This window comes from Morganella sp. Je.2.23, from assembly GCF_051129855.1.
GTDB classification, from domain to species: domain Bacteria; phylum Pseudomonadota; class Gammaproteobacteria; order Enterobacterales; family Enterobacteriaceae; genus Morganella; species Morganella sibonii.
The window spans coordinates 239348-259666 of the sequence record NZ_JBCPSQ010000003.1 but is presented as its reverse complement, the minus strand read 5'-3'; the positions used below and the strand labels follow the sequence as shown (position 1 = coordinate 259666).

Annotated in this window: 18 protein-coding genes and 1 tRNA gene; 8 read left to right on the top strand and 11 right to left on the bottom strand. The window is 52.2% G+C overall.

Annotated features, from left to right (window positions below; all coding sequences use genetic code 11):
- The first annotated feature begins 7 nt into the window (after positions 1 to 7).
- The 5 genes from AAZR23_RS13415 to AAZR23_RS13395 all read left to right on the top strand — a co-directional run bounded on the left by AAZR23_RS13415 (position 8) and on the right by AAZR23_RS13395 (position 4592).
- The gene (locus AAZR23_RS13415; protein ID WP_434693141.1) at positions 8 to 1150 is read left to right on the top strand and encodes a phosphoribosyltransferase domain-containing protein; all 1143 of its coding nucleotides are present in this window, start codon (positions 8 to 10) and stop codon (positions 1148 to 1150) included.
- Positions 1140 to 1925 carry a hypothetical protein gene (locus AAZR23_RS13410; protein ID WP_434693139.1) on the top strand — a complete coding sequence of 262 codons (786 nt, stop codon included), beginning with the start codon at positions 1140 to 1142 and terminating at the stop codon, positions 1923 to 1925. Before AAZR23_RS13415 ends, AAZR23_RS13410 begins: the two co-directional genes overlap by 11 nt.
- Positions 1918 to 3000: a cysteine protease StiP family protein gene (locus AAZR23_RS13405; RefSeq protein ID WP_434693136.1), complete on the top strand. Its 1083-nt coding sequence runs from the start codon at positions 1918 to 1920 to the stop codon at positions 2998 to 3000. The genes AAZR23_RS13410 and AAZR23_RS13405 overlap by 8 nt, the downstream gene beginning before the upstream one ends.
- The gene (locus AAZR23_RS13400) at positions 2997 to 3944 is read left to right on the top strand and encodes an HpcH/HpaI aldolase/citrate lyase family protein (protein ID WP_112550304.1); all 948 of its coding nucleotides are present in this window, start codon (positions 2997 to 2999) and stop codon (positions 3942 to 3944) included. Before AAZR23_RS13405 ends, AAZR23_RS13400 begins: the two co-directional genes overlap by 4 nt.
- A 165-nt stretch (positions 3945 to 4109) precedes the next feature.
- Positions 4110 to 4592, top strand: coding sequence for a hypothetical protein (locus AAZR23_RS13395; RefSeq protein ID WP_046895139.1), 483 nt, complete (start codon positions 4110 to 4112; stop codon positions 4590 to 4592).
- A 58-nt stretch (positions 4593 to 4650) separates the two neighbouring features.
- On the opposite strand, the gene fbaA is transcribed toward AAZR23_RS13395, so the two are convergent.
- The 8 genes from fbaA to dnaQ form a co-directional block, all read right to left on the bottom strand.
- Entirely contained in the window at positions 4651 to 5727 is a 1077-nt protein-coding gene (gene fbaA / locus AAZR23_RS13390) for a class II fructose-bisphosphate aldolase (RefSeq protein WP_166707130.1), read from the bottom strand.
- Between the two features lie 79 nt (positions 5728 to 5806).
- Complete coding sequence (gene pgk, locus AAZR23_RS13385; RefSeq protein ID WP_046895137.1) at positions 5807 to 6970, bottom strand: phosphoglycerate kinase; 1164 nt, start codon at positions 6968 to 6970, stop codon at positions 5807 to 5809.
- Between the two features lie 69 nt (positions 6971 to 7039).
- Positions 7040 to 8062 (bottom strand): erythrose-4-phosphate dehydrogenase, encoded by a 1023-nt coding sequence (gene epd, locus AAZR23_RS13380; RefSeq protein ID WP_052926407.1) that lies wholly within the window; start codon positions 8060 to 8062, stop codon positions 7040 to 7042.
- A gap of 265 nt (positions 8063 to 8327) precedes the next feature.
- Complete coding sequence (gene tkt, locus AAZR23_RS13375) at positions 8328 to 10322, bottom strand: transketolase (RefSeq protein ID WP_046895135.1); 1995 nt, start codon at positions 10320 to 10322, stop codon at positions 8328 to 8330.
- Between the two features lie 349 nt (positions 10323 to 10671).
- Positions 10672 to 12009 carry a uracil-xanthine permease family protein gene (locus AAZR23_RS13370; RefSeq protein ID WP_046895236.1) on the bottom strand — a complete coding sequence of 446 codons (1338 nt, stop codon included), beginning with the start codon at positions 12007 to 12009 and terminating at the stop codon, positions 10672 to 10674.
- Between the two features lie 268 nt (positions 12010 to 12277).
- Positions 12278 to 12354 (bottom strand) — tRNA-Asp (locus AAZR23_RS13365).
- A 166-nt stretch (positions 12355 to 12520) separates the two neighbouring features.
- Positions 12521 to 12775 carry a YkgJ family cysteine cluster protein gene (locus tag AAZR23_RS13360; protein WP_046895235.1) on the bottom strand — a complete coding sequence of 85 codons (255 nt, stop codon included), beginning with the start codon at positions 12773 to 12775 and terminating at the stop codon, positions 12521 to 12523.
- Entirely contained in the window at positions 12772 to 13506 is a 735-nt protein-coding gene (dnaQ, locus tag AAZR23_RS13355) for a DNA polymerase III subunit epsilon (protein ID WP_166707128.1), read from the bottom strand. The genes AAZR23_RS13360 and dnaQ overlap by 4 nt, the downstream gene beginning before the upstream one ends.
- Positions 13507 to 13567: 61 nt before the next feature.
- Here dnaQ and rnhA point away from each other — a divergent pair, with 61 nt between their 5' ends.
- Positions 13568 to 14038: a ribonuclease HI gene (gene rnhA / locus AAZR23_RS13350; RefSeq protein WP_166707127.1), complete on the top strand. Its 471-nt coding sequence runs from the start codon at positions 13568 to 13570 to the stop codon at positions 14036 to 14038.
- A 3-nt stretch (positions 14039 to 14041) separates the two neighbouring features.
- Here the strand turns inward: rnhA and AAZR23_RS13345 are convergent, their stop codons facing one another.
- On the bottom strand, positions 14042 to 14773 hold the full coding sequence (locus tag AAZR23_RS13345) for a methyltransferase domain-containing protein (RefSeq protein WP_434693127.1): 732 nt from the start codon (positions 14771 to 14773) through the stop codon (positions 14042 to 14044).
- Positions 14774 to 14813: 40 nt separating this feature from the next.
- Here AAZR23_RS13345 and gloB point away from each other — a divergent pair, with 40 nt between their 5' ends.
- Positions 14814 to 15569, top strand: coding sequence for a hydroxyacylglutathione hydrolase (gene gloB / locus AAZR23_RS13340; protein WP_434693123.1), 756 nt, complete (start codon positions 14814 to 14816; stop codon positions 15567 to 15569).
- An 83-nt stretch (positions 15570 to 15652) separates the two neighbouring features.
- Positions 15653 to 17050, top strand: coding sequence for a murein transglycosylase D (gene mltD, locus AAZR23_RS13335; protein ID WP_218427560.1), 1398 nt, complete (start codon positions 15653 to 15655; stop codon positions 17048 to 17050).
- A 218-nt stretch (positions 17051 to 17268) separates the two neighbouring features.
- Here mltD and AAZR23_RS13330 read toward each other — a convergent pair whose 3' ends face one another.
- Positions 17269 to 18654 (bottom strand): SLC13 family permease, encoded by a 1386-nt coding sequence (locus AAZR23_RS13330; RefSeq protein ID WP_166707123.1) that lies wholly within the window; start codon positions 18652 to 18654, stop codon positions 17269 to 17271.
- A gap of 333 nt (positions 18655 to 18987) precedes the next feature.
- Positions 18988 to 20286 (bottom strand): phosphopyruvate hydratase, encoded by a 1299-nt coding sequence (gene eno, locus AAZR23_RS13325; protein WP_166707122.1) that lies wholly within the window; start codon positions 20284 to 20286, stop codon positions 18988 to 18990.
- Positions 20287 to 20319: the final 33 nt, after the last annotated feature.

Genomic DNA, 20319 nt, shown 5'->3' with positions numbered 1-20319 from the left:
GGTCACTATGCCCGGTTTTTCCCGTCCCGGTCATCACCGGTTCACACTGACTACCGGCACGCTGGAAGTCCGCAGCGATGCCACTCCGGAAACACTGGATACCCTGTTTGGTATCGCGGAGCGGCGTAATCCGAAACGGGCATTTCTGTTTGTCAGCAAAGTGCTTGGTCGTCATATCCCGGCAGAGCCGGAAATCATGCGCGGCGTTTACCGCCGTCTTGCTGAACAGTTTCCGCAGGATCTTCCGCAGCCGTTACTGGTTATCGGTATGGCGGAAACCGCTGTCGGGCTGGGTGCGGGGGTATACAGCGAAATCCGCCGTCAGTATCCGGCGTCCCTGTATCTCTCTTCCACCCGTCATCCGGCAGACGGGGAGCTGCTGTGTGAGTTTAAAGAGAACCACAGCCACGCGACGGATCATCTGCTCTATTTTCCGGATGACCCGCAACTGAAAGCCCGGTTGCAGCAGGCGAAAACCCTGGTGCTGGCAGATGATGAAGCCACCACCGGCAATACCTTTACCAATCTGCTGACCGCATTACATGAAAGCGGACAATTACCTGATTTACAGCAGATTGTCACTGTCACACTGACAGACTGGCGTGATACGCCGGCCACTTCTCAGCACGGATTACCGTTACAGCATGTCTCGCTGATCGGCGGAAGCTGGCGCTGGGAGGCTGATCCTGATGCCACACTGCCGGAGATGCCGGATGTGAATGTCAGTTCAGCAGGCACCGTACCGATCCGCCGTCCGCTGACGCGGGTACGGCTGGGTCTGCATGAACCGCATACTGATTTCGGCTGTGCGGTGACCGCGCTGCCGGGTGAGCGGATTCTGGTGCTGGGTTCCGGTGAATTTGTCTGGGAGCCGTTCCTGCTGGCCGAACGGCTGGCGGACGCCGGGGCGGATGTGAAATTCAGCGCCCTGACCCGCTCTCCGATAGCCCCGGGTGGTGCCATTGAATCGGTAATTTCTTTTACGGATAACTACGGATTGGGGATCGCCAACTACCTCTACAATGTGGCACATCAGTCATTTGACCGCATTCTGCTGTGCACAGAAACTGACCCGGCGGCATTTGATCCGCAGTTATTACAGGCGCTGTCCGGCTGCGCACCACTGACGGAGATTATTTATGACGACTAAACCGGTGATCCTGACCGATCTGGATGACACCCTGTTCCAGACAAAACGCAAAATGATACAGGAGCAGGATCTCACGCCATTCCGCACCGGCGCACTTGACCGCACATTGCAGCCGCGCAGCTTTATGACTGAAGAACAGGCGATGCTGACAGACTGGTTGCTGACATATGCCGATCTCATTCCGGTTACGGCACGTGGTACAGAAGAACTCCGCCGCGTCACTATCCCGTTCCGCTCTTATGCGATCACTACACACGGTGCGGTGATCCTGCAACCGGACGGCTCACCGGAGCCGGTCTGGCAGTCTCAGATGCTGGCCGCCCTCGCCCCTTACCGTGAGCGCCTGCTGTCACTTCAGCAGTTTTGTACTGACCTGATGGCGGAACGCGGTATTGAGGCATGGGCCCGTATTAATTATGAGTACGATGACGTGCCGGTCTATCTGGTGATGAAACACACCGACAGCACCCGTACAGATGAATTGTATGCGGTTGCCGCAGAGATTGAACAACAGTTTCCGTCAGACGGATTTTATATTCACCGCAACAGTAACAATATTGCCTGGCTGCCGGACCCGGTGGAAAAAGGCCATGCTGTTACGCATCTGCTGGCCCTACTGCGCGAAGCGCGCGGCACCTTTCCGGTTATCGGCCTCGGCGACAGTCTGAGCGATTACCGTTTCATGAAACACTGTACCTGGTTCGGTATGCCATCCCGCAGTCAGTTTGCGGATGCGGTCGCCGCGCGGATTTTCAGTGAGGTATCCGATGTATAATTTCCCCCCGTTCTCAGGCAGTTATCTGCCGGATGATGTGCAGTTTCTGCTCCGGCCGGTCACCATTGATATGACACCGGTTGATGTGAAAGAGCAGTTGATTCAGTCCGGACAGAAACACTATTCCGATATGCTCAGTCAGGAGCCGGCGCCTACCGCCTGGCATCTTGATCTGTTTAACCGTGCGCTGGAAAAAGGTGCGCCGCGGCTGGCGCAGGATGTGAGTTCCCTCGCCCGTACGCTGGGTGATTATTTTGCTGATCAGCCGGTTGTGCTGGTCAGTCTGGTCCGTGCCGGTGTGCCGTTGGGCGTGATGCTGCATCAGGCACTGCGTGATGCGGGAAAAACCTCGCACCATTACGGTATCAGTATCATCCGTGACCGCGGTATTGATACCGCCGCGCTGGAATGGATCGAACACCATCACGGCACGGCCGGTATTGTGTTTGTGGATGGCTGGACAGGCAAAGGCGCTATCACCGGTGAGCTGATCCGCTCCCTGAAAAACAGACCCGGCTACCCGGCCGATCCGCGTCTGGTGGTGCTGGCCGATCCGGCCGGATGCGCCTGGCTTTCTGCTGCTGACGATGACTGGCTGATCCCCTCCGGTATTATGGGAGCACCGGTTTCCGGGCTTATCTCCCGCTCCGTCTGGTCGGATACCGGCCCGCACGGCTGTGTTCATTGTGAGCACTTACAATCTTATGAATGCAGCCGGACACTGACCGGTACTGTTGCTGCATTACGCCGTCAGCAGAATACTGCGGTTTCTGCGGCGGTATTTCCCGATCCTGAGACTAAAGCCGCATTGCGGGCAAAAAGCCTCGCGGTGATCACCGCGCTGGCCGCACGCTGCGATGTGAGTGACCTGAACAGAATCAAACCCGGTATTGCCGAAGCGACCCGCGCCGTTCTGCGCCGGGTGCCGGATCATGTCTTTGTGCGTGACTGTACAGAGCCGGACGTGGAATTACTGCTTTATCTCGCCCGTCAGAAAGGGATCACTATCACGGAAGCCGGCGACGCCCTCGGGCAGTACCGCGCCGTCACTATTATCAGGAAGGTATCACCATGACTCTGCGTCTCTCACCGTGGAATTTAGGGGCTTCACTCTATATGCCCGCCACCCGCACTGATATCACAGATGCTGTTATCAATAATAAAATCAGTGGATTACGCTCTCTGATTATTTGTCTGGAAGATGCGGTCAGTGAAACGGATCTCCCGCAGGCACTGAATAATTTGCAGGTTATCCTGGCGGCACTGACGGCAGAAAAACAGCGTGCCGGTAACCAGAACTGGCCGCTGGTATTTATCCGTCCGCGTCATCCTGAAATGGGATTATGGCTGCGGGAGCACTGTGATCTCAGTGCGATCGACGGGCTGGTTCTGCCGAAGTTCACACAACAAACGCTGCCGGTCTGGTGGCAGGTGGTACAGGATACCCCGCTGTGCATGATGCCGACCCTGGAAACTGAAGAGGTCTGTGATGTGGTGCAGATGCGGGAACTGGCACAGGTTCTCAAATCCCATCCCTGCCATGACCGGATCATCGCACTGCGTATCGGCGGTAATGACCTGATGAATGTGATTTCACTGCGCCGCCCGCGTCATCTCACACTGTATGACGGCCCGATGGGCTATGTGATTAAAATGCTGGTCGCTGTTTTTGCCCCGTACGACTTTGCCATGACCGCGCCGGTGTGCGAGCACATTGATGATCACGATGTCATGACCCGGGAACTGGCGCTGGATATTGCTCACGGGCTGGTGGGTAAAACCGCGATTCACCCGAACCAGGTGGCGGTGATTGAACATGCTCTGCGGGTCTCTGCTGATGAACACGCCGATGCGCTGCGGATACTGAACTCCACACAGGCGGTATTCAAATCGCAGGGAGCCATGTGTGAACCGGCAACACACCGCCGCTGGGCATCCGCTATTCTGGCCAGGGCACGGGTATACGGGATCGCACAACGAAAATCTGACGGACAACCGTTTAAAACACAAAACGCGTAATATTGCAGACAAAAATATCATCAGGCAGAATATCCGGTACTATTATATCTGAGTGCCTTGATATATTCTGGCTTGCTGATTAAATAGTACGGTTATCTGCGGCACAGGCTGTTCCGCAATAATCGTTACTCAGTCTCTTTGTTTTTATACAGGTGTCCCCAGACTATGCAACTAAGCACACGACAGGTTCGTTTATTCACCCTGGCAACCCTGCTCGGCCCCGGAAAACCGGTTCCGTCAGATGAGATCCTGGCGACACTCCGCTGCTCAGAGGCAACACTGACCCGTACATTCAAAGAGTTACGTGATACCTGGTCAGCCGAAATCCGCTACCGGAAAGCGTCACATACCTATGAGATGACGGATGCCGGCACACTGGATCGCAAAACACTGAAAAAACTCAGTGAAGAACTGAACAGCAATGAAAGTCCGAAATCCGTGTATTACCGCGGGAAAGTGTCGCTGGATAAAGAGAAAAAGAAAGCCGTGTCATTATCGCTGACCGGCACAACAGTCAGAAAAATTAACCACCTGTCACTTCTTTCCGGCAAAACCCGCAGTGATGCGGTTGAAATGCTGGTCAATCTTCATATCGATGAGTTAATTGAATCGATAATCCGGCGTAATGAAAGCCAGCAGAAAAAATAATTCATACAAAAAAACCGCCCGGCAAAATACCGGGCGGTTTTATTATTCACGCAACAAATTACAGAACGTTAACGCAGTTCAGTTCTTTGAATGCTTTTTCCAGACGTTCGATCATTGTCTGCTGACCGGCACGTAACCATGCACGCGGGTCATAGTATTTTTTGTTCGGCTTGTCCTGGCCTTCCGGGTTGCCCAGCTGGCCCTGCAGATAACCTTCATTTTTCTGGTAGTAGTGCAGGATACCTTCCCAGGTTGCCCACTGAGTATCGGTATCGATATTCATTTTCACCACACCGTAACCCACTGCTTCTTTGATTTCTTCCGCAGTTGAACCGGAACCACCGTGGAATACGAAATCCAGGCTGTTGTGCGGCAGGTTATATTTCTCAGAAACATAGTCCTGAGAGTTACGCAGAATTTTTGGTGTTAACTGCACGTTACCCGGCTTGTAAACACCGTGCACGTTACCGAATGACGCCGCGATAGTGAAACGCGGGCTGATGGCATTCAGTTTTTCATAGGCATACGCGACATCTTCCGGCTGGGTATACAGTGCGGAGTTATCGAGGTGGGAGTTATCCACGCCGTCTTCCTCACCACCGGTGCAGCCCAGTTCGATTTCCAGGGTCATACCGATTTTCGCCATACGCGCCAGGTACTTGCTGCAAATCTCAATGTTTTCTTCCAGTGACTCTTCTGACAGGTCGATCATGTGAGAAGAGAACAGTGGTTTACCGGTCGCGGCAAAGTGTTTCTCACCGGCGTCCAGCAGGCCGTCTAACCACGGCAGTAATTTCTTCGCACAGTGGTCAGTATGCAGAATGACCGGCACGCCGTAATATTCTGCCATCTGATGCACATGATGCGCACCGGAGATTGCACCCAGAACAGCAGACTGCTGACCTTCGCCTTTGAAACCTTTACCGGCGATAAATGCGGCACCGCCGTTTGAGAACTGAACAATAACAGGAGCACGGACTTTGGCCGCCGCTTCCAATACGGCGTTGATCGAGTCTGTCCCGACGCAGTTTACCGCTGGCAGTGCAAAATTATTTTCTTTGGCTACCGCAAAGATTTTCTGAACATCATCGCCAGTGACGACACCGGGTTTTACAAAATCAAAAACTTTAGACATGTCAAATTTCCTGTATTGGTCTTTCGGAAGTTGTCACGGGCAGCCTGCACCGCCCGTTGTTGTCATCTGATTATGACTGTTACTGTTTTGCACGCTCTTCCAGCATCACAACGGCTGGCAGTTTTTTGCCTTCGACGAATTCCAGGAATGCGCCGCCGCCGGTAGAGATGTAGGAAATTTTATCCGCAATGCCGAATAAATCGATAGCCGCCAGGGTATCACCACCGCCTGCGATAGAGAACGCGTCGCTGTCAGCAATCGCGTTAGCCACGATTTCAGTTCCTTTACGGAAGTTAGGGAACTCAAACACGCCGACCGGACCATTCCACAGAATCGTTTTGGCATTTTTCAGGATTTCAGCCAGGTGGTGTGCGGATTCGTCACCGATATCCAGTACCTGCTCATCATCTTTGATGTCATTGGCTGATTTCAGTACCGCTTCTGCGGTTTCAGAGAACTCAGTCGCCACGCGGACATCAACCGGAACCGGGATATCACAGGTGCTGAGTAATTTTTTTGCTTCCGGGATCAGGTCATCTTCATACAGTGAGCGGCCGACATTGTGCCCTTCTGCTGCAATAAAGGTGTTGGCGATACCACCGCCGACGATGATCTGATCCGCGATTTTGGACAGAGAGTCCAGTACCGTCAGTTTGGTAGACACTTTGGAGCCGCCGACAATCGCGACCATCGGACGTGCAGGGTTACCCAGCGCTTTGCCGAGTGCATCCAGTTCCGCCCATAACAGCGGGCCGGCACAGGCGACAGGCGCAAATTTTGCCACGCCGTGGGTCGATGCCTGAGCGCGGTGTGCAGTACCGAAAGCGTCCATCACAAAAATATCGCACAGAGCGGCATACTGTTTAGACAGGGTTTCGTCGTCTTTTTTCTCGCCTTTGTTAAAGCGGACGTTTTCCAGCACCACCAGCTCACCGGCATTCAGTTCCAGTCCGTTGAGGTAATCTTTTTCCAGGCGCACCGGGCAGCTCAGTTTATCTGCCAGATAATCAACAACCGGTTTCAGTGAAAACTCTTCGTTGTATTCCCCTTCAACCGGACGGCCGAGGTGAGAGGTCACCATGACTTTGGCACCCTGTTTCAGTGCGGCTTCGATTGTCGGGAGCGAGGCACGGATACGTGCATCAGAGGTAACTTTGCCATCTTTGACAGGAACGTTCAGGTCAGCACGGATAAAAATACGTTTACCCGCCAGATCCAGATCGGTCATCTTAATTACGGACATGGTGAATCCTCTTGTTGATTCTCTTATCAGTTAAATTGTGTTCAATTTTCTGCCGGGGCACGCCGTCCCTCAGTGAAAACCCGCCTCAGCCATTACCAGAGTGGTATCCAGCATACGGTTCGCAAAGCCCCATTCGTTATCGCACCAGACCAGCATTTTTATCAGATGCTGTCCGCTGACGCGGGTCTGTGTACCGTCAACGATAGCACTGTGCGGATCATGGTTAAAATCCGCCGAGACTAACGGTAACTCTGTGTAGTCCACTATACCACGAAATGCCCCCGTCGCTGCGTTTTGCAGAAGGCGGTTTACATCCTGCGTGGTGACATTACTTTTGACGGTAACGCTCAAATCAATCGCCGTCACATTAATTGTAGGCACCCGGACTGAAATCGCCTCAAAATGATCTTCAAATTTAGGGAAAATACGCCTGATCCCCGCAGCCAGTTTGGTATCCACCGGAATGATGGAGTGCCCGGCCGCCCGCGTGCGCCGTAAATCACTGTGATAAGCATCAATCACCGGCTGATCATTCATCGCCGCGTGAATAGTGGTCACCGTACCGGATTCGATACCGAATCCCTCATCCAGTAATTTTATCACCGGAATGATGCAGTTGGTGGTACAGGACGCGTTCGATACAATTTTATCCTGTGCAGTCAGTGTATTATGGTTAACACCATAGACAATGGTCGCATCCAGGTCATTACCGCCGGGATGGGAAAACAGGACTTTTTTCGCGCCGCCCGCAATATGTGCGAGCCCGTCATCACGGGAACCGTACACGCCGCTGCAATCAAGTACCACATCCACACCGAGTTCCGCCCAGGGAAGCTGATGAATATCCGCTTCATGCAGGATGCGGATCGTGTCATCGCCGACTTTCAGTGTATTTTTATCTGTCAGCTTCACCGGTTTAAAAAAGCGTCCGTGGCTTGTGTCATATTGAAGTAAGTGTGCAATACCTTCGGAATCCGCCAGTTCGTTAATAGCAACAACGGTAATCTGCGTATTACGCCCGGTTTCATACAACGCCCGCAGCACACTCCGCCCGATTCGCCCAAACCCGTTGATTGCAATTTTTATTGTCATAGTATCCTCAGAAATAGCCAAATTATCAGCGAACTAAGAATAACGGACTCACGGGTTTTTGTACGGGGTATTTATCATAGAAACCGCAATCTTTTTTATCCCGTGCGGCACAATCTGAACACCCCTGCGACTGAAACGGTTCAGCTCAATAAAGACAGGTTATGCTAAATGAAAAAAGATCGCAAGAAAGTCAGACAGGCAAAGATAAAAAAAGCGCATTCGGTCAAAAAAACCGGAATGCGCTTTCAGAATCTGTATCAGCAGATTATTTCAGCAGGGCTTTCGCCTGAGAAACCACGTTCTCAACAGTGAAACCAAACTCACTGAACAGCTGACCGGCAGGTGCAGATTCACCGAATGAATGCATGCCGACGATGGCACCCTGCATACCTGTGTATTTGAACCAGTAATCCGCAATACCCGCTTCAACAGCAACACGTGCTGTCACCGCTGACGGCAGAACAGATTCACGGTACGCAGCATCCTGTTTATCGAATGCATCAGTGGACGGCATAGATACCACACGCGCTTTACGGCCTTCGGCTGTCAGCTGCTCGTATGCTTTCACGGCCAGTTCCACTTCAGAACCGGTGGCAATCAGGATCACGTCCGGCTGACCTGCGCAATCTTTCAGGATATACGCCCCTTTTTCGATATCAGCCAGCTGCTGCGCGGTACGCGGCTGCTGTGCCAGATTCTGACGGGAGAAGATCAGGGATGTCGGGCCGTTTTTACGCTCAATCGCATATTTCCACGCCACAGCGGATTCCACCTGGTCACACGGACGCCATGTGCTCATGTTTGGTGTCACACGCAGGCTGGCGATCTGCTCAACCGGCTGGTGAGTCGGGCCGTCTTCACCCAGACCGATAGAGTCATGAGTGTAAACAAAGATGCTGCGGATCTTCATCAGTGCCGCCATACGCACCGCGTTACGGGCATATTCAACGAACATCAGGAAGGTCGCGCCGTAAGGAATGAAACCGCCGTGCAGAGCGATACCGTTCATGATGGCAGACATGCCGAACTCGCGCACGCCGTAATGGATGTAGTTACCCGCTTTATCTTCATTGATTGGCGCAGAGCCGGACCACATGGTCAGGTTACTCGGTGCCAGGTCAGCGGAACCGCCCATAAATTCAGGCAGCACTTTACCGAATGCTTCCAGTGCATTTTGTGATGCTTTGCGGCTGGCAATGCTGGCCGGGTTGTCCTGGAGATTCTGAATAAAGGCGTTTGCATCGGCTTCCCACTGCGCAGGCAGCTCACCGTTTACACGGCGGCGGTATTCGCGGGCCAGTTCAGGGAAGGCTTTTTCGTAGTGAGCGAATTTCACATCCCACTCAGATTCAGCAGCAGCACCGGCTTTCTTCGCATCCCACTCAGTGTAGATTTCCTGCGGGATTTCGAACGGCGCATACGGCCAGTTCAGTGCTTCGCGGGTAGCGGCGATTTCCGCATCACCTAACGGAGAACCGTGTGCATCCGCAGTACCGGCTTTCTTCGGCGAACCGAAACCGATAACTGTTTTGCACATCAGCAGGGATGGTTTGTCAGTAACCGCTTTGGCTTCTTCAACGGCTGCTTTGATCTGGTCAGGATTGTGACCGTCAATGCCGCGCACGACGTGCCAGCCGTAAGCTTCAAAACGTTTGGCGGTATCATCAGTAAACCAGCCCTGAACGTTACCGTCGATGGAAATGCCGTTGTCATCGTAGAAGGCAACCAGTTTACCCAGTTTCAGGGTACCGGCCAGAGAGCAGGCCTCGTGGGAGATCCCTTCCATCATACAGCCGTCGCCCATAAAGACGTAGGTGTGATGATCAACAATATCGTGACCCGGACGGTTGAACTGCGCCGCCAGTGTCTGTTCTGCCACAGCAAAACCGACTGCGTTTGCGATACCCTGGCCTAACGGGCCGGTAGTGGTTTCCACACCCGGGGTGTAACCGTATTCAGGGTGACCCGGGGTTTTGGAATGCAGCTGACGGAAGGCTTTTAAGTCATCCACCGATACATCATAGCCGGTGAGATGCAGCAGGCTGTAAATCAGCATTGAGCCGTGGCCGTTTGACAGCACAAAGCGGTCACGATCACTCCAGTGCGGGTTGGTCGGGTTGTGCTTCAGATAGTCGCGCCACAGTACTTCCGCGATATCAGCCATGCCCATTGGTGCGCCGGGGTGTCCGGAATTTGCCTTTTGCACCGCGTCCATGCTCAGGAAACGAATCGCATTAGCAAGAGTTTTACGAGAGGTCATTGTCTACTCCAGGTTCGGATAAAAAGCAGATACAGGCTATTTTCGCAGTGCCGCGCACGGATGGCAATCCTTATCACCGGTCAGAGGCAAAGGGTCGGGGCTGAAAAGACAACAATGAGACGTCAGGCGAGGCGTGTCTGAGAACAGAAACAAGACTTCGCACAGGCGGCATTTTCGCTGACTAAATCGTTTTAGCACCAGGTATTGCGCAACAGCGGAAGTGACCTATTAAACCCGATTACCACAATGAATAGCAAGCGGAAATACTGCATTCTGTGTGCTTATCCGGCGGATGGCCGGCGTTTCCTGCCGGTGACGGAAAAATTCCGCTTACCGGCAGGCAAAGATATTACGGTTTTTCTTTTTTACCGATCACACTGTCAAAATTAAATAAAAGATTCAGCACGATAGCCAGAACAAAGGTCACTATCACGCCCTGGGAAAGAATAATCCGCAACATTTCCGGCAGCTGAGAAAGGGCTTCCCCCTGTCCGTTAAACATCAGCCCGACACTGACTGAAATTCCGACAACCATCATATTGCCCATTTTGGTCATATCGACGGATTTTGTCAGTGTGTCTATCCCGGCAACAGTAATAAAAGCAAAAATCACCAGGGTCGCGCCGCCGAAAACAGAAGCGGGGATCATAGTCGCAATCGCAGAGAATTTGGGAATAATACTGAGAATAATCAGGATCACCCCGCTGCATGCGGTCACATAACGGCTGCGCACACCGGAGATAATAATCACCCCCGCATTGTTAATAAAGGAGGTCAGCGGCGTACAGTTAAACAGCCCGGAAATGGTCACTGCCACCCCTTCCCCGCGCATCGGAGAGTTCAGAGCATTGCCTTCCATAGAGCGGTTACACAGGCGGCCGACGGTGGAAAAAGTGCCGACTGAATCCAGTGTGGCCATAAAAGTACCGAGGAACATCAGAATAATCGCGGTCAGATCAAAATGAATACCGTAATGGGCGGGACGGACAAACGAAAACCACCCGGCGCTGCTCACCGGACCGAAGTTAACCATATCCATTACCACCGCCACCAGGGTAGCCACGATCAGGCCGATAAGAATCGACATTTCCCGCAACGCGCCTTTACCGAAGCGGTTTAACAGCACAATCACCGCGATAGTCAGCACACCGAGAAAAATACCGGCCGGGTCACCGTAGGAAGCCTCCCCCGGATAACCGACAATCCCGGAAAACGAAACCGGCAGCAGGGAAACACCAAGCATAATAAGATAACAGCCAATAACTATCGGTTTGAATAAGAAGGCGATTTTTCCGTACAACGGCGCAAGAAAGAACAGCAGCACCCCGGAAACCAGTGTCCCGCCGAAGACATAAGGCAGTGACTCAATTCCCCCGCCGAACTGCGAGGCGATAATAAAAACCGGCGGCATCGCCACAAACGAAGTGCCGAGGATCAGCGGCAGACTGACGCCGACATATTTGGTGATACTCAGTGACTGGATAAGCGTCCCCACGCCGGAAACAAAAATCGCCGCGGCAATCAGCAGGGTCGTATCTTCCTGCGACAGTTTCAGAACCTGGGAAATCACTATCGGCACGGCAATGGTGCCGGTAAACATGGCAAAAATATGCTGAACAGCATACGGAAACAGTTTCCGCATCGGCATCATTTCATTGACTTCATCACTCCCGGTGTTTGTTTTCATAAATACAACCTCTGTGATTGGTTTTATTGTTTTTACCGGCACAGCGGCGACGGCCGCGCAACCGGTTACGGAAAACAAACAGCAAGATATGTGCCAGCACCTGAACATTATTTATTCATATAAAGTATGAGTGTGGTCACAACGCATTATCAAAATGATAAGAGAGGTAATACCGGGGGATGATAATGATACAACGCGATTATGCAGAGAGAAATTGTACAGCACGAAACAGAAAAGCCCTGACATTGCTGTCAGGGCTTCTGTAATCTGGCGGAACGGACGGGACTCGAACCCGCGACCCCCTGCGTGACAGGCAGGTATTCTAACCAACTGAACTACCGCTCCGTGTGTTCCTTTTCGGGAACGGTGCGAATAATACGATGCCGGTTTCCGTTCGTCAATAGCTGATTTGTGTAAACCCATGCAATTGCACAGTTTTTCGCCTGAAAGACCGGTTTAATACGGAAAAGTGCACACGACATACACGATCCCGCCACGCGGTCATCCGTGCTCAGGGAGACGTTTGTTTTTCCAGATCAAGAAGATAAGTCATCGCATCATCACGGCTCTCCCCGCACATTTCCCGCGAGGGCTGCAATCCGGCACAAACAGCCGGGCGCAGCGGTGACCCGAAAATCAGACACAGATTTTGTGCTGACAACTGCACACAGCGGGTATTGGCCGGTTTCCCCTCCGGCATACCGGGAATGGGGGACGAAATGGATGGCGCAGTGCAACAGGCACCGCATCCGCTGCGGCAGGTCAGCTCCGCCAGATGCAAGGATTGGCTCCTTTTTTCTCAGCCAGATCCAGACGTGCTTCGTGTTCCGAGATTTCCTCATCCGTGGCATATACCACGCGCAGGCCGCTCTGCGGGCGGGCAATCCGCTGAATGGCCTGAACGTTCTCTTCGCCGCCGCTCTCATTATCTGCAGAAAAAGCCAGTGATGTCTGGCCGCCGGTCATCGCCAGATAGACATCCGACAGAATTTCGGCATCGAGTAACGCGCCGTGCAGCAGACGTTTTGAGTTATCTATCTGATAGCGGTCACATAACGCATCGAGGTTATTACGCTTACCCGGGAATAGTTGTCTGGCAAGCGTCAGGCTGTCGGTGATGGTACAGAATTCAGCCGTCGGCGGGATACCCCGGTTCAGCTTGCGGAATTCATAATCCATAAAGCCGATATCGAAGGGCGCATTATGAATCACCAGCTCTGCACCACGGATAAATTCAATAAATTCATCCGCGATATCGGCAAACACCGGTTTATCCATCAGGAATTCATCACTGATCCCGTGCACACCAAAGGCTTCCGGGTCCACCAGCCGGTCAGGCCGGATATACAGATGGAAATTACGGCCGGTCAGGCGCCGGTTGATCACTTCAACCGCACCGATCTCAATAATATTGTGCCCCTCGTAGTGGGCACCCAGTTTGTTCATACCGGTGGTTTCGGTATCGAGAACAATTTGTCGTGTAATATCAGTGCTCATAATGACGTTTTGTGTCAGACTCAGGTAATTGCCAATCAATCAGAGGAAGAGTCTACCAGAGATGAGTGACAAGGTAGAAATTTTCACCGACGGCTCCTGCCTCGGAAATCCGGGCCCCGGCGGCTACGGTGCGCTGCTGCGTTATAAAGGCCGTGAGAAAACGCTCAGTGAGGGCTTTTTTCTCACCACCAATAACCGGATGGAACTGCTGGCCGCTATTATGGCGCTGGAAACGCTCAAACGCCCGTGTGATATCGTACTGACCACCGACAGCCAGTATGTCCGCCAGGGGATCACGCAGTGGATACATAACTGGAAACGGCGCGGCTGGCGTAAAGCGGATAAATCCCCGGTGGTGAATGTCGATTTGTGGCAGCGTCTGGATTCCGCTATCACCCGTCATCAGATTGACTGGCAGTGGGTGAAAGGCCATGCCGGACATCCGGAAAACGAACGCTGTGATGAGCTTGCCCGTGCAGCGGCTGAGTCCCCGTCACAGAACGATTCCGGTTATCAGCCCGCCGCAGAATAAACCTCAGCGGCGTTTCAGACAGCGCGGTGGCGTCTGCTCGCGGGCCGCGCCCACCACATTATTCAGTTTCGGCCGCAGCAGGCGCAGCTTCTGCGGTGTGAATGTCAGCGGCACCGTGCGTTTGCGCGCCACAATTACCCCCAGACAGCCGAAAATCCGTGCATAGCGGTTGCCGGCGCTGTCCGGGTTACACCACGGGATCGGGATGGTAAGCCGGTGATACATAATTTCGTAGTTGAGCAGACTGAGCCAGTCCAGCATGCGGAACTGTGAAAACATCCGGCTGCACTGCGGCTGCTGATTCAGACGCCACGGGATCAGTTTACGCGCCCCCAGCAGGCTTAACGGGTTGAACCCGCTGATAATCAGCCAGCCGTCCTCAATCAGGACACGGTCGGCCTCGCGCAGCAGCCGGTGCGGGTCACTGCTGTACCCCAGATTATGTGCCAGCACACAGACATCCGCGGATTTGTCCAGAAACGGCAATTGCGCCGCCTCCCCGAATACCTGTAAGGTGTTACCCTGCGGTGCCATATTCACCTGATGCGGTATCATGCAGCTGCTGCTGTCAATTTCACAGCTCAGTGCACCAATCTTAATCAGATGGAAGCCAAACATTTTCGGCCACCAGGGTGCCAGTTGTGCTTCCAGCGACTGCCGGAAGCGGCGCCCGCAGGGGATATCGCACCACGAGTCCGGCATCGTCAGAGTTTTTGTCGCTCGTGCAGAAAACATGGCTTTATCCTTGGTTTACACTCAAAAAGGTGAGGTATCTATGGAGCTTATCAGAATTTCCGCGTTATCAGATAACTACATTTGGCTATTACGGGATAATGCGCACACCTGCGTCATCGTTGATCCCGGCGTCAGTGCACCGGTGCTGAATACATTGCGGGAGCAGGGACTGACCCCCTCTGCCATCCTGCTGACACACCACCATGCGGATCACACCGGCGGTACGGCAGAGATTGTCTCACACTACCCCGGCCTGCCGGTTTACGGCCCCGCTGAAACCATGGCGAAAGGTGCAAATCACTGTGTACAGGATAATGACTCTATCACCTGCGGCGGGCTGACATTTCAGGTCATGGCCGTACCGGGACACACGCTCGGCCATGTGGCTTATTACTGCGAACCGTATCTTTTTTGCGGCGATACGCTGTTTTCCGGCGGTTGCGGCCGGATTTTTGAAGGTACACCGGCGCAGATGTTCCGCTCCGTCAGCCGTCTTGCGGCACTGCCGGATGACACACTGGTCTGCTGTGCGCATGAATACACAGAGTCAAATCTCGCCTTTGCACACGCCGTCTGGCCGGAAAACACCGATATTCAGGCATATCAGCGTCATATTGAACAATTACGCCGTAATCATGAAGCCACGCTGCCCGTCACACTGAAAACAGAAAGGAAAATTAATGTTTTTCTTAACTGTGATAATATTGATCTGCAACATAATTTATCAGTAAGTAAACATACTGCGACGGCTGAGGAAACTTTTACGTCTTTACGCGCAAAAAAAGATCAATTTTAGCCGTAATCGTTGTCAGGGCGGAATAACACCAGTATGATTGCGAAACCTACAGACTGAAGAATAATAATGCTGATTCCGCCAACATGAAAATCAAAGCCACACTTCTTGCCGCCGCAATCTTGCTGGCGGGGTGTCAGACTGCCCCGCAGAAAACCACTCAGAAACCTCATTATCCTTCCGGTAACGGCTTTTTACTGACTGCTCAGCAGATGGATGCAGCAAAAATGTCCTCCGTCAGCCCCGAAGATGACATCTGGGGTTATATCCGCGATGAGATGAAAATGAACATCCCGGATAACGACCGCATCCGGGCTGAAGAAGCCTCTTACCTCGCCAAAAAGAGCTATCTCCACGATGTGACACTGCGCGCAGAACCTTACATGTACTGGATCATCGGTAAAATCGATGAACGTAACATGCCGATGGAACTGGTTCTGCTGCCCATAGTGGAGAGTGCTTTTAATCCGCATGCCACCTCACCGGCTCAGGCTGCCGGGTTATGGCAGATTATCCCGAGCACCGGCAAAGCAAACGGGCTGAATCAGAACCAGTGGGTTGATGACCGCCGTGATGTGGCAGCCTCCACCACTGCCGCGCTGGATTTGCTGGAACGTCTGAATAATATGTTCGGCGGAGACTGGGCTCTGACCCTGGCTGCTTATAACAGCGGCGAAGGCCGTGTGCTGCGCGCGATGGAAGCGAACGCTGCAGCCGGAAAACCAACGGATTACTGGTCATTATCCCTGCCGAAAGAGACCATGGATTATGTTCCGCGTATTTTTGCCCTGAGCAATGTTATCCGCAACAGCGACCGCAACGGTGTGAATTTACCGGTACCCAATGCAGAACGCGCTCTGGCACGGGTAAATATCGGCCAGCAGATTTCCCTGGATGTTGCGGCACAGTTGCTGGATATGCCGGTTTCCAGACTGAAAGATTACAACCCGAGCCTGAAACGCGGTGTAACGTCTCCGGCCGGTCCTCACTATCTGATGCTGCCGAAAACCAAAGTCGACCAGCTGATGAGCGCGTTATCTGATGACGCAGTGCTTAATGATATCCGCACAGCAGTCGCGAAAAACAATCAGCGTACAGAACAGTTAAGCACACCAGCCGGTCGTGCACAGGCTGCGAAGTATAAAGTGAAAAGCGGTGATTCATTCTACGCCATCGCTAACCGCCATAAGATGACCGTTGCTGAGCTGAAAAAGCTGAACGGACTGAAAAGCGCCTCTGTTCTGCAACCGGGACAAACATTACGGGTGAAAGGCAGTCCGGTGGTGAAACCATCAAAAGCGGCCACCAAAAATGCAATGCGTCTGGCGAAGTATAAAGTCCGTCAGGGTGATTCTTACTACAGCATCGCACAGCGTCATGGCGTGACACTGAAAGAACTGATGTCCTGGAACAGTAAAGTCAAAATGAAGGATTTACATCCGGGTATTGAATTAACCGTGTATGTTGCGAATAAACGCGGCTGATATCATCTCTCTTATCCGAAGCCCTGCCTGATGCAGGGCTTTTTTATATCTGATAATACCTGTGTCTCTCTCCGGCTGATCTTCTGTACTTTTGCAGTATCTCAGTGCCGATGCATCCGCACCGATATTCTTTGCTTACCGGTATAAAAAAACCCGCTGATAAATCAGCGGGTTTTTTGTGTTGTACTTTGTTTGTATCTTTATCGTCAGAGAGACTGTTATACCCAGAACAACCAGGCAAACGCTGAGATAACGATAATACAGGCAATATTCAGTACACCACCAACCCGCACCATTTCGGACTGTTTGATAAACCCGGTTCCGAAGACTATCGCGTTCGGCGGTGTCGCCACCGGCAGCATAAAGGCACAGGATGCACCGATACCGATAATCATAGTCAGCGCCATAACCGGCATTCCCAGACCTTCAGCCACACCGGCAAAGATAGGCACCAGAAGCGCGGCGCTGGCGGTGTTACTGGTGAACTCGGTCAGCACAATGATAAAGGTGGTGACGGCGATAATAATCACCAGCCAGCTGCTGTTACCAAATGAGGTTTTCATCCAGTCCGCCATCACTTCGCTGGCACCGGAATCTTTCAGGATCATACTCAGTGTCAGACCACCACCAAACAGGAACAGAACGCCCCACTCCGTGTTGTTCTGGATCTGTGACCAGCTGGCCACCCCGGTAATACCAATCAGCGCGGCGGCACTCAGCGCGATAATGGTATCGAAGTCCTTAATGTTACCCAGCAGTTCACTCAGCGGCGCGCTGCCGATCCAGCAGATAACCGTCAGACCGAAAATACCGAGTGTCAGCAGACGTTTTGGTGTCCAGTGAACCTGCTCCACTTCAATTTCAAAACGGGCACCCAGCTTCGGACGTAACATCAGATACATAATACCGAACATAATCGGCATCAGGATCAATACCATCGGAATGCCGTATTTCATCCAGGTGAAGAAATCCATACCCAATTGGTTTGCGGCAATGATATTCGGCGGACTGCCGACCATGGTCCCCAGACCACCGATACTGGCACTGTAAGCGACCCCCAGCAGCATAAACACAAACGTGTTACGGTCATGACGGATATCCAGGTTGCCCAGAATACCCAGCACCAGCGGTAACATCATCGCAGCTGTCGCGGTATTACTGATCCACATGGAAAGCGCACCGGTGACACTGAACAACAGGATCACCGCCGCCCATAACCGGCCACGGGCGATCAGCAGAAGACGGTTGGCAATCAGGCGATCAAGCCCCTGGATATGCAGTGCCGTCGCCAGAGCGAAACCACCGAAGAACAGGAAAATCGTCGGGCTGGCAAATGACTGTAACGCCTTACCTGCGCCCAGCAACCCGAGAAATACAGCCAGAATCGGGATCAGTAACGCGGTCAGCGTGACATGAATCGCCTCAGTCAGCCATAAAACAGCAACAAACACCATTAAGGCCAGTCCTGCATTCTCTTTGTCGCTGTAGGGCAGATATTTCAGCAGCAGTATCAGCAGCACAATGTCCAGAGCCAGGATGATGAGTCCTTTTGTGTTAAAAGAACTCAGCCCGGTGGATTGGGTGAGCGTTTCTGAAGCGTCCATGATAATTCCCTCAGTAGGATGTAAAGTATTCACGAAACCGGTTGCTGTCATAATTTAATAGCCGGCGTTTTTGCATGAATGCTAAAAATGTTAAACAATTTATCTTCATGTGAAATATAAAAAGTATTAATAACAAAATACATCACAAAACGTCCATTTTGCGATCTGAGGCAACAGAATAAGTAAAAAAACTTGTCATAGCATGGTAAATGACCAGTTTTAGTCATTGAGGGAATGGATAAAAACCGGGGAAATATTCGTAAGATAAGATAACGGAGTCATAAAAAAAGGTGTGTCCGCCGGACACACCTTTTTTAACATTCACAGTAACAATTACTGACCTTTGATCTCTTTGCGGCCGTGGAACGGTGCACGTTCACCCAGCGCTTCTTCAATACGGATCAGCTGGTTGTACTTGGCAACACGGTCAGAGCGGCTCATAGAACCGGTTTTAATCTGGCCTGCTGCGGTACCGACTGCCAGGTCTGCAATGGTGGCATCTTCGGTTTCACCGGAACGGTGAGAGATAACCGCGGTGTAACCGGCTTCTTTTGCCATTTTGATAGCAGCCAGTGTTTCGGTCAGTGAACCGATCTGGTTGAATTTAATCAGAATGGAGTTAACGATACCTTTTTCGATACCTTCTTTCAGGATCTTGGTATTGGTCACGAACAGGTCATCACCGACCAGCTGGATTTTGTCGCCCATGACTTTAGTCTGATACGCGAAACCATCCCAGTCAGATTCATCCAGACCATCTTCGATAGAGACGATCGGATACTCTTTAGTCAGTTCTTCCAGGTAATGAGTGAATTCCTGAGATGTGAAGGTACGGCCTTCACCTTTCAGTTCATACATACCGGTTTCTTTGTTGTAGAACTCAGAAGCGGCACAGTCCATCGCCAGGGTAACGTCTTTACCTAATTCGTAGCCTGCTGCTTTAACAGCTTCTTTGATATCAGCCAGCGCTTCAGCGTTAGAACCCAGGTTTGGTGCATAACCACCTTCGTCACCCACTGCGGTATTCATGCCTTTCGCTTTCAGCACTTTCGCCAGGTGATGGAAGATTTCAGAACCCATACGGACAGCTTCTTTCAGAGAAGGTGCACCGACAGGCTGAATCATGAATTCCTGGATGTCCACGTTGTTATCAGCGTGCTCACCACCGTTCAGGATGTTCATCATCGGCAGCGGCATAGAGTATTTGCCCGGCGTGCCGTTCAGTTCTGCGATGTGTGCGTACAGAGGTAAACCTTTTGATGCCGCAGCGGCTTTGGCGTTTGCCAGAGACACAGCCAGAATCGCGTTTGCACCGAAGTTGGATTTGTTTTCAGTACCATCGAGGTCGATCATGATCTGGTCAACTTTAGCCTGATCTTTGGCATCCTGACCCAGCAGCGCCTGTGCAATCGGACCATTTACCGCGCCGACAGCCTTCAGAACCCCTTTACCCAGGAAGCGTGATTTATCACCGTCACGCAGTTCCAGTGCTTCACGGGAACCGGTGGATGCACCTGACGGCGCAGCAGCCATACCCACAAAACCGCCTTCCAGGTGTACTTCAGCTTCTACAGTCGGGTTACCGCGGGAGTCGATGATTTCACGGCCGATCACTTTAACGATTTTGGACATTAGGTTTTCCTCAGTACAAGTTAAATTTTCAGA

Bases quoted from the DNA above. Each gene is read 5' to 3' on its own strand.
- AAZR23_RS13410 (WP_434693139.1), top strand. From the start codon at position 1,140: ATGACGACTAAACCGGTGATCCTGACCGATCTGGATGACACCCTGTTC.
- dnaQ (WP_166707128.1), bottom strand. From the start codon at position 13,506: ATGAGCACTGATATTACACGACAAATTGTTCTCGATACCGAAACCACC.
- AAZR23_RS13400 (WP_112550304.1), top strand. From the start codon at position 2,997: ATGACTCTGCGTCTCTCACCGTGGAATTTAGGGGCTTCACTCTATATG.
- fbaA (WP_166707130.1), bottom strand. From the start codon at position 5,727: ATGTCTAAAGTTTTTGATTTTGTAAAACCCGGTGTCGTCACTGGCGAT.
- AAZR23_RS13415 (WP_434693141.1), top strand. From the start codon at position 8: ATGCCCGGTTTTTCCCGTCCCGGTCATCACCGGTTCACACTGACTACC.
- AAZR23_RS13345 (WP_434693127.1), bottom strand. From the start codon at position 14,773: ATGTTTTCTGCACGAGCGACAAAAACTCTGACGATGCCGGACTCGTGG.
- eno (WP_166707122.1), bottom strand. From the start codon at position 20,286: ATGTCCAAAATCGTTAAAGTGATCGGCCGTGAAATCATCGACTCCCGC.
- AAZR23_RS13370 (WP_046895236.1), bottom strand. From the start codon at position 12,009: ATGAAAACAAACACCGGGAGTGATGAAGTCAATGAAATGATGCCGATG.
- AAZR23_RS13395 (WP_046895139.1), top strand. From the start codon at position 4,110: ATGCAACTAAGCACACGACAGGTTCGTTTATTCACCCTGGCAACCCTG.
- AAZR23_RS13405 (WP_434693136.1), top strand. From the start codon at position 1,918: ATGTATAATTTCCCCCCGTTCTCAGGCAGTTATCTGCCGGATGATGTG.
- epd (WP_052926407.1), bottom strand. From the start codon at position 8,062: ATGACAATAAAAATTGCAATCAACGGGTTTGGGCGAATCGGGCGGAGT.
- gloB (WP_434693123.1), top strand. From the start codon at position 14,814: ATGGAGCTTATCAGAATTTCCGCGTTATCAGATAACTACATTTGGCTA.
- rnhA (WP_166707127.1), top strand. From the start codon at position 13,568: ATGAGTGACAAGGTAGAAATTTTCACCGACGGCTCCTGCCTCGGAAAT.
- tkt (WP_046895135.1), bottom strand. From the start codon at position 10,322: ATGACCTCTCGTAAAACTCTTGCTAATGCGATTCGTTTCCTGAGCATG.
- AAZR23_RS13330 (WP_166707123.1), bottom strand. From the start codon at position 18,654: ATGGACGCTTCAGAAACGCTCACCCAATCCACCGGGCTGAGTTCTTTT.
- pgk (WP_046895137.1), bottom strand. From the start codon at position 6,970: ATGTCCGTAATTAAGATGACCGATCTGGATCTGGCGGGTAAACGTATT.
- mltD (WP_218427560.1), top strand. From the start codon at position 15,653: ATGAAAATCAAAGCCACACTTCTTGCCGCCGCAATCTTGCTGGCGGGG.